Annotated in this window: 10 protein-coding genes; 6 read left to right on the top strand and 4 right to left on the bottom strand. The window is 53.9% G+C overall.

The genetic code is table 11. From position 1 onward, the window contains the following. A partial coding sequence (locus tag Q394_RS21050; protein WP_245606815.1) for a cation efflux transmembrane domain-containing protein occupies positions 1–679 on the bottom strand: 679 nt, incomplete at its 3' end. 63 nt (positions 680–742) lie between these two features. On the opposite strand from Q394_RS21050, the gene Q394_RS21045 reads away from it, so the two are divergent. The 4 genes from Q394_RS21045 to Q394_RS0117595 all read left to right on the top strand — a co-directional run bounded on the left by Q394_RS21045 (position 743) and on the right by Q394_RS0117595 (position 4998). After that, the gene (locus Q394_RS21045; RefSeq protein ID WP_051543545.1) at positions 743–1222 is read left to right on the top strand and encodes a MerR family transcriptional regulator; all 480 of its coding nucleotides are present in this window, start codon (positions 743–745) and stop codon (positions 1220–1222) included. 73 nt (positions 1223–1295) lie between these two features. After that, positions 1296–2318 (top strand): Fe(3+) ABC transporter substrate-binding protein, encoded by a 1023-nt coding sequence (locus Q394_RS0117605; protein WP_028490402.1) that lies wholly within the window; start codon positions 1296–1298, stop codon positions 2316–2318. 32 nt (positions 2319–2350) lie between these two features. After that, positions 2351–3946, top strand: coding sequence for an ABC transporter permease (locus Q394_RS0117600; protein WP_210224602.1), 1596 nt, complete (start codon positions 2351–2353; stop codon positions 3944–3946). After that, positions 3946–4998, top strand: coding sequence for an ABC transporter ATP-binding protein (locus Q394_RS0117595; RefSeq protein WP_028490400.1), 1053 nt, complete (start codon positions 3946–3948; stop codon positions 4996–4998). Before Q394_RS0117600 ends, Q394_RS0117595 begins: the two co-directional genes overlap by 1 nt. On the opposite strand, the gene Q394_RS0117590 is transcribed toward Q394_RS0117595, so the two are convergent. Continuing rightward, positions 4985–5443 carry a hypothetical protein gene (locus Q394_RS0117590; protein ID WP_028490399.1) on the bottom strand — a complete coding sequence of 153 codons (459 nt, stop codon included), beginning with the start codon at positions 5441–5443 and terminating at the stop codon, positions 4985–4987. The two genes, Q394_RS0117595 and Q394_RS0117590, sit on opposite strands and share 14 nt — an antisense overlap. A gap of 278 nt (positions 5444–5721) precedes the next feature. On the opposite strand from Q394_RS0117590, the gene Q394_RS0117585 reads away from it, so the two are divergent. Both Q394_RS0117585 and Q394_RS0117580 read left to right on the top strand, forming a co-directional pair. Next, positions 5722–7815, top strand: a complete 2094-nt coding sequence (locus tag Q394_RS0117585; protein ID WP_038141933.1) for a DNA topoisomerase III — start codon at positions 5722–5724, stop codon at positions 7813–7815. Continuing rightward, a complete protein-coding gene (locus Q394_RS0117580; protein WP_211248851.1) occupies positions 7815–9263 on the top strand; it encodes a succinate-semialdehyde dehydrogenase in 1449 nt (482 codons plus the stop codon). Before Q394_RS0117585 ends, Q394_RS0117580 begins: the two co-directional genes overlap by 1 nt. On the opposite strand, the gene truB is transcribed toward Q394_RS0117580, so the two are convergent. Both truB and rbfA read right to left on the bottom strand, forming a co-directional pair. Then, positions 9238–10170 carry a tRNA pseudouridine(55) synthase TruB gene (truB, locus tag Q394_RS0117575; protein ID WP_038141931.1) on the bottom strand — a complete coding sequence of 311 codons (933 nt, stop codon included), beginning with the start codon at positions 10168–10170 and terminating at the stop codon, positions 9238–9240. The genes Q394_RS0117580 and truB overlap by 26 nt on opposite strands. Beyond that, on the bottom strand, positions 10167–10586 hold the full coding sequence (gene rbfA, locus Q394_RS0117570) for a 30S ribosome-binding factor RbfA (protein WP_028490395.1): 420 nt from the start codon (positions 10584–10586) through the stop codon (positions 10167–10169). Before rbfA ends, truB begins: the two co-directional genes overlap by 4 nt.

Genomic DNA, 10586 nt, shown 5'->3' with positions numbered 1-10586 from the left:
GATGCTTGATTATCCCACAAAATGGCGGTTCGGAGGGTTTTTCTACAGCCTCAACGGCTGCACGGCGCAAATCCTGCTGGGCATAACCCCACGTCTGCCACGCCCCGCTCAAAGCCAAGGTAGCCATCACCCCCGCCACGATCAAGTCAGGCAAGCCGGAAGCTGTGCCGAATACCCCAACCGCCGCCAATACCACCGCCACATTGCCGATGGCATCATTGCGTGAGCAAATCCACACACTGCGCATATTGCTGTCACCCTCACGGTAAACGTACAGCATGGCAGCAACCACCACATTAGCAGCCAGCGCCAGCAGTGCGACACTGCCCATTGTCATGGCATCCGGTAAGTTTCCCGCCCATAACCCCCAGCCAGTACGCCCCAGCACCCACACCCCAAATACTGCCATCGTTGCGGCTTTCAGCAAGGATGCTTTGGCACGGATAGCCAACCCCATCCCCAGTACCCACAAGCTGACACCGTAGTTGGCAGCATCCCCGAAAAAGTCGAGCGAGTCTGCCAGCAAAGAAGCCGATTGCGCCCATACTCCGAATAGCATTTCCACCCCAAACATGGCGGCATTGATGAGCAACGCCAGCCATAAGATCAGGCGATAACGCCCTTGTGGGGGTTTGGCTTCGGTACTGCAACTGTGGTTACAACCACATTGTGCGCTCATACATTTCTCCAAATCGTTCTATTGGGGGTATGCTAAACCCTGTAGTCGCTACAGGGTCAAGCCATGAACACAACATTGACGATTGGAAAACTGAGTCAAGCATCCGGGGTAAATATTGAAACCATCCGGTACTACGAACGCACTGGCTTGTTGCCTTCGCCTGCCCGCTCCAGTAGCGGTTATCGGCATTACCGTGAAGACGATATAAAACGGCTGCGTTTTATCCGACGCGGGCGTGAGCTGGGTTTTAGTTTGGAAGAAATCCGCTCCCTGCTGCAATTGACCGACCAACCACATCAGCCTTGTGATACCGCCGATCAACTGGTGCAAAAACACATAGCAGAAGTGGATGCCAGAATCCGTGATATGCAAGCTATCCGTACAGCATTGGAACAACTTGCCGGATGCCAAAGCAGGACAGCAGCGCATTGCCGTTTGCTGGAAACGTTGGAGGAAAGAGATTGCTGCAACGCCGTCTCACCAACACACCTATGGCAAACACCCCATATCTGCCCACCTGATCTGGAATCAGGACAAAAATGAGAATTACTTGCATTCTTATTTCAAATATAGATAATGAGAATCTATACTATTAACATTCATCGGCGATAAACTCATGATTAAAAATATTTCACTTGCTCTACTAACGCTGCTACCCCTTAGCCTGCCCTCCCTTGCACTGGCAGATGGCGAAGTGAACGTCTATTCCGCTCGTAAGGAGCAATTGATCAAACCGCTGTTCGACAAATTTACCGCACAGACCGGCATTGCCGTTAACCTCGTCACCGGCAAGGATGATGCCTTGCTGGAACGCCTCCGGCTCGAAGGCGACAATACTCCGGCTGATCTGCTGATGACGGCTGATGCAGGCCGCCTCTACCGCGCGGTGGAAATGGGGCTAACCCAGCCCGTTGAATCCGAGGTACTGACAAAGGCCATTCCCGCTAATCTGCGTGACGCAAATAACCAATGGTTTGGCCTGACTTCCCGCGCCCGCCCGATTTTCTACGTGAAGGGCAAGGTGAAACCGGAAGAACTTTCCACCTACGAAGATTTGACTGACCCAAAATGGAAAAGCCGTATTTGTATCCGCTCTTCCGACAACATTTACAACCAGTCGATGCTGGGGTCGATGATGGCAGTCAATGGCGTGGAAAAAGCACAGGCATGGGCTGATGGCTTGGTGAAAAACTTTGCCCGCCCCCCCGAAGGTGGCGACCGCGATCAGATCAAAGCGGCGGCGGCCGGACAGTGCGACATTGCCATTTCCAACACCTACTACTACGGGCAAATGCTGGCAGGTGAAAATGCGGAAGACAAAGCCGCTGCCGAAAAAGTCGCGATTTTCTGGCCTAATCAAGCAGACCGTGGCACGCATATCAATATCAGCGGCGCGACTGTCACCAAAACCGCCAAAAACAAGGATAACGCCGTCAAACTGATGGAATTTCTGGTGAACGACGAATCGCAGCAATGGTACGCCGAAGCCAACCATGAGTACCCGGTGAAAGCGGGCGTCGCTATTGGCGACATGCTGCAAGGCTGGGGTGAGTTCAAAGCGGATAGCCTGAACTTGTCGGAACTTGGCAAACACAATGCCGAAGCCGTCAAAATCATGGATAAAGCTGGGTGGAAATAAAACCCCTGCTGTGGCGTGCTGTGCTGTTGAGCATGGCACTGCTGACCGCCTTGCCTATCCTTGCGGTGTTCGGCTATGTGTTCGTGCCTGCGCCCGAGGTTTGGCAACATTTGCGTGAAACGGTGCTCAGCGATTACTTGCTGAATACCTTGTGGCTGGTGCTGGGCGTGGGTTTTGGCGTATTGCTGCTGGGGCTTCCGGCGGCATGGCTAAACAGCATGTGCCAGTTTCCGGGGCAACGCTTTTTTGAATGGGCATTGCTGTTGCCGCTGGCTATGCCTGCTTACATTATTGCCTACACCTATACCGGGATGCTGGATTTTTCCGGCCCCGTGCAAAGCCTGCTGCGTGAGCTGACCGGCTGGGGCTATGGCGATTATTACTTCCCGAATGTGCGTTCGCTGGGTGGTGCCATCACCATGCTCTCCTTGGTGTTGTTCCCGTATGTGTATTTGCTGGCAAGGGCAGCCTTTCTGGAACAGTCGATTTGTGTGCTGGAAGTGAGCCGCACACTGGGGTCAAACCAGTGGCAGAGTTTCTTTCGCGTGGCTTTGCCGTTGGCGCGGCCTGCCATTATTACCGGCTTGTCGCTGGCGTTGATGGAAACGTTGGCGGATTTTGGCACGGTGCAATATTTCGGGGTAACGACGTTTACCACGGGTATTTTCCGCACGTGGTTTGGGTTGGGTGATCATGCAGCTGCGTCACAACTCGCGGCCTTGCTGATGGGGTTTGTGTTCGTGCTGATCCTGTTGGAACGCTGGTCACGGCACAAGGCACGTTACCATCATACGTCCAGCAAGTATTCGCGGTTGCCGCGCTATCCCTTGCGGGGAAGTTATGCGGTCGCGGCGGTACTGGTCTGCGCCCTGCCCTTGCTGCTCGGTTTCGTGATTCCCGTCGGGCAATTGCTGTACTGGAGTGTCACCACCGCTACCAACGGCTTGGATGCTGATTTCATCAAGCTGGTGTGGAACAGCATTATGCTGGCAAGTTTGGCGGCACTGTTTGCCTTGCTCTTGGCGCTGATTCTGGGCTACGGCAAGCGCTTGAGCAACGATCCGCTGGTCAACCTGACAGCGCGGATAGCGGCGATGGGTTATGCGATTCCCGGCACGGTAATTGCGATCGGGGTACTGATCCCATTTGCGTGGATGGATACGCAACTCAACACTATCAGCCAGCAATGGCGAGGCAGCACGATCGGGCTGGTGCTGAGTGGCACGCTGTTTACCGTGCTGTTTGCTTACAACGTGCGTTTTCTGGCGGTGTCCTTGCAAACGGTGGAAGCCGGGTTGGGGAAGATTAAACCGACGCTGGATAATGCCGGGCGTTCGCTGGGTTTGAGTGCATTTGGTGTGTTGCACCGCCTGCATTTACCGCTGATGAAAGGCACATTACTCACTGCTATTTTGCTGGTGTTTGTGGATGTGTTGAAGGAGCTGCCTGCTACGCTGATTTTACGCCCCTTCAACTTCAATACCTTGGCAGTGCGGGCGTATGAATTGGCTTCGGATGAACGGCTGGCGGATGCGGGTCTGCCCTCACTGATGATCGTGGTGGCGGGGATTATTCCGGTAATTTTATTGAGTCGCTCGATTGGTAAATCGCGGGCGGGGGAACATTGATGAGTAAACTGACCCTACAAAACATCCACATCCGTTACAGCAACAACGCCGTCGTACACGCGGTGAGCCTGACGGTGGAAGACGGGCAAATCGGCTGCTTGCTAGGGCCGAGTGGTTGCGGCAAAACGACGCTGTTACGGGCGATTGCCGGTTTCGAGTCCGTCACACAAGGCAGTATCACGCTGAATGGACAGCTTATCAGTGACCACAACACGCACTTGCCCCCGGAAAAGCGCACTATCGGCATGGTGTTTCAGGATTACGCACTGTTTCCGCACCTGAATATTGCCGACAACATTACCTTCGGCATTCGCAAACAGTCCAGCCAGGATAAGGCGCGGCGGGTGGCGGAATTGCTGGAACTGGTCAATCTACCGGGCTATGCAAAACGTTACCCGCATGAGCTTTCTGGCGGGCAGCAACAGCGCATTGCACTGGCACGGGCGCTCGCGCCACGCCCACGCTTATTATTGCTGGACGAGCCTTTCGGCAGTCAGGATGTGGAATTGCGCGAAATGTTGGCGCGGGAAGTCCGCGACATTCTCAAGCGCGAAGGCATGACCGCGATTCTGGTCACGCACGACCAGCACGAAGCCTTTGCAATGGCAGACGAAATTGGCGTGTTGCAACAGGGGCGTTTGCAGCAGTGGGATACGGGTTACAACCTGTATCACAAACCCGCAAACGCCTTTGTGGCGGGGTTCATCGGGCAAGGGGTCTTGCTACCCGGTATCGTTTTAAACCACAACACCGTCGCGACAGCACTGGGCAATGTACACGGCGATGTACCTGAAAGTTGCCAGCCAGAATGCCCGGTCAGTGTGTTAATTCGCCCGGATGACTTGCGGTTGGTAGCAGACTCACCGCACCCAGCAACCGTCATATCGCGAGGATTTCGGGGCGCAGAATATTTATATGGGCTGGCACTAAACGATGGTAGTCAGCTATTGGCATTAACACCCAGCCACCAAGCCCATCCGATTGGTGCAAGTGTTTGTATTGAATTAGACTTGCAACATCTGGTTATTTTACCGACGCTTACATCTTACTAAAAGCAGCCGCAATATCATCAACGCTCAACTCACGGGAAACCGGCGCTCGAGCTTGAGCTGGTGGAACATCCTCTTCTGGTAAAACCCAGTATTCTTCGGGAATAGCCAGAGTCAACGTCCAACTATTCGCATTAAACAAGGCTTTTTCTTTGGATAACGCCACGCCTTTAGGAAAACGGTACAGGGGTGAATAAAAACAGACTTTATAAAAGCCGCCTTGAAGTTTGAGTTTTCTGACATTGAACGTGGTTTCAGAAGGTTCTTCAACTTGATGAAAGGCGATCTGCCCGGTTTCACTGGTATCAAAAGCCAACCAACTACCCGAAACCCAACCGAGCTTTCTGAATAGACCTGCGCCAAAAGACATGCACACGTTATCCCTATGACCGACATGTTCCATATCCAGGATAATATCAAAACTTCCTGAAGAAGGTTTTTTGTTCATTCATTTCCTCAACTGATATGTTCAAATAAAACCATTAAAAGATTATTGAACGGCGATAATAGCTGACATCAATCATTTATTATTAGGAAAGGCGTTAATCTGATAATCTGACGGAATAAAATCAAGACTAAATAAAACGGACACAACTGTTTCAGCACGACACACCTTAGAATAACAGGTGCATCATGAAAATAAAAGATCTTCACAATAACAAGATTTGCTGCATTACCTACAAATGCCTATGATGCTCACAATGACCAATCTGAACCATAATAACTATGCTTTACTTGTGTGAAAAACCCAGCCAAGCGCGGGATATTGCCCGTGTACTTGGTGCGAATGGACGAGGTGACGGTTTCTTACAAGGCCAAGGCATCACTGTAACTTGGTGCTTTGGGCATTTGCTGGAACAAGCCGAACCTGAAGCCTATGGCGAGCAATACAAACGCTGGAGTTTTGCTTCCCTGCCTATCCTGCCAGAACAGTGGAAGCTGGAAGTCAAAAAATCCGGCGCCAAACAATTCAAAGTGATCAAGGCACTGTTAGCCAAAGCGCAGCACGTCATCATCGCCACGGATGCTGACCGCGAAGGCGAAATGATTGCCCGCGAAGTCATGGAATGCTGCTGTTACCACGGGCAAATATCGCGCCTGTGGCTATCAGCCCTCGACGACGCCAGCATCCGCAAAGCCCTAGGGCAACTCAAACCGGGTGCAGACACCGAGAAACTCTATCAAGCCGGGCTGGCGCGTAGCCGTGCCGACTGGCTGGTAGGCATGAACCTCAGCCGCGCCTACACACTCGCTGCCCAATACAGTGGGCAACTCGGCGCAAAAAGTGGCGCATTAAGCGTTGGCAGAGTGCAAACCCCTACCCTGCGACTGGTCGCTGACCGCGATGCCCACATCAAACATTTCGAGCCGGTGGATTACTGGGATGTCAGCGCCATTTGCCTGCCCCATGATGCGCCACAAACCTTCAAAGCCAACTGGGTTCCCCCCAAAGGCAAGGAAGGCATTGACGCGGAAGGCCGTTGTATAGACAGGGCACTCGCCCAACAGATAGCAACCTCCTGCAAAGGCGAGCAAGCCAGCGTGCTGCGTTGCGATACCGAACGCAAGCGCCAGAATGCCCCGTTGCCCTACGACCTTTCCGGCTTACAGGTGGAAGCCTCACGGCGCTGGGGCATGAGCGCCAAACAAGTGCTGGATGTGGCACAAGCCTTGTACGAAACCTATAAACTCACCACCTACCCACGTACTGACTGCGGCTACCTGCCGCGCTCCCAACACGCCGATGCGGCGGCCGTGTTTCAGGCATTGGTGCAAACCGACCGCAACTTATCCCCGCTGGTCACGCAAGCCGACCCCAGCCGTAAAAGCAAAGCGTGGGATGACAGCAAAATTACCGCCCACCACGGCATTATTCCCACCGCCGCCAAGGGCAGTATCGAACGCTTGTCGGAAAGCGAGTTTTTCATCTATGATCTGATCCGCAAGCGTTATCTGGCACAGTTTTTCCCTGCTTACGAATACGATCAAACCGTGATTGAACTCGACTGCCAAGGCTACAAATTCCGCGCCTCCGGTCGAGTGGATCGGGTAGCGGGCTGGAAAATTGCCTATCAGGAACCGGGCGATGACACCCTCGTCAAATCTGACAAAGACGCTAAAACCGATGAAACCGCGCAAGCCTTACCCAAACTCACGGTGGGTGACAATGTGCTGGTGCAGGACACCGAAACCCTGCAACGCCAAACCAAACCACCCGCCCCTTACACCGAAGGCACGCTGATTCAGGCCATGAAGGGCATCGCCAAGCAGGTCGAAAATCCCAAGCTCAAAGCCATCCTCAAGGAAAACGCGGGCATTGGCACCGAAGCCACCCGCGCCGCCATCATCGAAACCCTGTTGACCCGCAAACTGCTGGAGCGCGAAGGCAAAAAGAAATGCCTACGCGTCACCGCCAAAGGCAATGCCTTGATCAGCATGTTACCTAACGCCGTCAAAGATCCGGCACTGACGGCTGCATGGGAACAGGCGCTCGAAGCCGTCGCCAATGGCGAAATGCTGTTGGAACAGTTCATGGAAAAGCAGCAAACCTGGCTACTGAAAGTGCTGGAACGCGCCAAAGCCGGGGCAGGTGGCACTACCCCTGAAGCACTGGCAACGGAATTTCGCCCCAAACCAGCGCAGCCTAGCACCGCTCAAAGCACTGACATCCCACCGGAAAGCAAAATCTGCCCACTCTGCGGCAAGGCGATGGTGCAACGCACCAGCAAATACGGCGCATTCTGGGGGTGCAGTGGCTTCCCCCTGTGTAAAATGGCTGTCAACATCCACACCAATACTCGCCGAGGCAATGCAACATGATACCTTTGAAAAACCCCAACCTGCTGCGTTCACAGTGCTACATCAATGGCGCATGGGTAGCCGCTGATGATGGCGATACTTTAAACGTTACCAACCCGGCAACGGCTGAAACCATCACCAGCGTTCCCCGTTGTAGTGCTGCGCAAACCCGTGCCGCGATTGATGGCGCAACCCTCGCCCAACGTGAATGGCGCAAACGCACCGCCGCCGACCGTGCCAACGTCTTGCACACTTGGCATCACCTCATGCTGGAACATCAGGAAGACCTCGCACAGATCATGACCGCCGAACAGGGCAAACCACTGGCAGAATCACGCGGTGAAATTGCCTACGCTGCCGCCTTCATCCAATGGTTTGCCGAAGAGGGCAAACGCACTTACGGCGACGTGATTCCCTCACCCTTCCCCAACAGCCGCATCGTGGTGATCAAGGAACCTGTCGGGGTATGCGCCGCGATTACCCCGTGGAATTTTCCCGCTGCCATGATCACCCGCAAAGCCGCCCCGGCACTGGCCGCTGGCTGTGCAATGGTCGTCAAACCGGCAGAACAAACCCCCTTATCGGCGCTGGCGCTGGCAGTACTGGCTGAACAGGCAGGCGTACCCGCAGGCATTTTCAGCGTGGTAACAGGCGATCCGCACGTCATCGGTGGCGAATTAACCAGCAATGATAAGGTGCGCAAACTCAGCTTCACCGGCTCGACGGCGGTAGGCCGTTTATTGATGCAACAATGCGCCCCGACCCTGAAAAAGCTTTCGCTGGAACTCGGTGGCAACGCACCCTTCATCGTGTTTGATGATGCCGATCTGGATGCAGCGGTTGCCGGTGCAGTGGCCTCGAAATACCGCAATGCCGGGCAAACCTGCGTCTGCACCAACCGCTTTCTGGTGCAAACCAAGGTGTATGACGCCTTTGCCGAAAAGCTTGCGCAAGCCGTCGCCAAGCTGAAAGTGGGGCATGGCACGGAAAGCGATGTTAACCAAGGGCCATTGATTGATGAAGCCGCACTCTGCAAGGTCGAAGCTTTGGTCGCTGATGCCGTACAAGGTGGTGCGAAAATCGTCGGGGGTGGTGGACGCCATGCGCTGGGTGGCACGTTTTACACACCAACAGTATTGACGGGTGTCTTGCCCAACATGCGTGTGGCAAAAGAAGAAATCTTTGGCCCAGTTGCGCCCTTATTCCGCTTTGACACCGAAGAAGAAGCTATCCAGATGGCAAACGACACCGAATACGGCTTGGCTGCTTATTTGTATGCGCGGGATATTGGACGGGTATGGCGCGTATCGGAAGCGCTGGAATACGGCATGGTCGGCATCAACAGCGGCATTATTTCCACTGAAGTTGCCCCATTTGGCGGTCAGAAAAGTTCAGGATTGGGGCGCGAAGGCTCGAAATACGGGATTGAGGAATACTTGGAAATCAAGTATCTGCACATGGGGTTGTAAGGGATTCATACGCCAGCAAGCGCCGGGGAATGATAACGCCCCGGATGCACTCACCCAGCCCGATGAATTCACCGAATTCACTGTACAAACGCAGCAATTCGGCATCCGTATCATCGGTACGCACTTTTTGGCCTTGGCGCAAACGAGTGATGACAGCATCTTCTACGGTGATAGCGGGCAGGTGTGGTAAGGCAACATCCAATGGCAGCAATACTTTATCCAAAGCATCGAAACCTTGTTCTGCCAATGCCCGCAGCTCTTCCAGCGTGTACATGCGGAATGTGCTGAATGGCTCAACCGACTCGCGCCGTAGCATGGAAACATACGCGCCACAGCCGAGCTTTTCGCCAATGTCTTCCACCAGCGTGCGGATATACGTGCCTTTGCTGCACACCACATCCAGCGTAAGGGTGTCGTCGGTACGAGCCAACACTTGCAGGGAGTGGATGGTAATGTCACGAGCAGGACGTTCCACTTCCAGACCTTGACGTGCCAACTTGTACAGCGGCTGTCCGTCTTTTTTCAGCGCGGAATACATCGGTGGAATCTGGCTAATGTCGCCCCGGAATTGTGCCAATACGGCTTCCAGATCAGCCTCAGAAACATCAGGGATAGGGCGTGGATTGACTCTTTCGCCTTCTGCATCGCCTGTAGTACTCACATACCCCAGTGTCGCCGTGGTGATATAACGCTTATCGGAATCGAGCAAAAAGGCGGAAACCTTGGTGGCTTCGCCAAAACAAACAGGTAACATGCCAGACGCGAGGGGATCAAGACTGCCGGTATGCCCGGCTTTTTCGGCCTGAAACAGGAAGCGTGCATCCTGCAAGACTTTGTTACTGGATGCGCCTAAGCCTTTATCCAGCAGCAAAATACCGTTGAGTTTGCGGAAGCGGCGACGACTCAAGATTCAGCCGCACCTTTGCTGGCATCAGCATCATCTTCTTCATCGGCATGACGGTCAGAGGCGACTGCTTTGGCAATCAGCGCAGACAAGGCATTCCCACGCGACTGGGTTTCATCGTAGAAGAAGTGCAAGGCCGGGGTCATACGCAGTTTCAGCAAATGCCCCAGTTCACGGCGCAAAAAACCAGCAGCGTGGTTTAAGGCTTCCTGCGCTTCCAGACCTTGCTCAGCTTGTAGTGCATCAAACCAAATTTTGGCGTGGGCGAAATCTTTGGAGACTTCCACATCCAGCAACGTGATCATGCCAACCCGTGGGTCTTTCACCCGGTCACGGATCAGAATGGCCAAATCGCGGCGGATTTGTTCGCCCACCCGATCAGCACGGGCGAAGCCTTGAGGACGTGAGTGTTGTGGCAT

This window comes from Thiothrix lacustris DSM 21227, from assembly GCF_000621325.1.
Lineage (GTDB): Bacteria > Pseudomonadota > Gammaproteobacteria > Thiotrichales > Thiotrichaceae > Thiothrix > Thiothrix lacustris.
The sequence above is the reverse complement of the archived record's forward strand: the minus strand, read 5'-3'. Positions and strand labels throughout refer to the sequence as shown.

Excerpts from the sequence above, each read along its gene's own strand:
- rbfA (WP_028490395.1), bottom strand. The coding sequence starts at position 10,586 with ATGCCACAACACTCACGTCCTCAAGGCTTCGCCCGTGCTGATCGGGTG.
- Q394_RS0117600 (WP_210224602.1), top strand. The coding sequence starts at position 2,351 with ATGGCACTGCTGACCGCCTTGCCTATCCTTGCGGTGTTCGGCTATGTG.
- Q394_RS0117595 (WP_028490400.1), top strand. The coding sequence starts at position 3,946 with ATGAGTAAACTGACCCTACAAAACATCCACATCCGTTACAGCAACAAC.
- Q394_RS0117590 (WP_028490399.1), bottom strand. The coding sequence starts at position 5,443 with ATGAACAAAAAACCTTCTTCAGGAAGTTTTGATATTATCCTGGATATG.
- Q394_RS21045 (WP_051543545.1), top strand. The coding sequence starts at position 743 with ATGAACACAACATTGACGATTGGAAAACTGAGTCAAGCATCCGGGGTA.
- Q394_RS0117585 (WP_038141933.1), top strand. The coding sequence starts at position 5,722 with ATGCTTTACTTGTGTGAAAAACCCAGCCAAGCGCGGGATATTGCCCGT.
- Q394_RS0117605 (WP_028490402.1), top strand. The coding sequence starts at position 1,296 with ATGATTAAAAATATTTCACTTGCTCTACTAACGCTGCTACCCCTTAGC.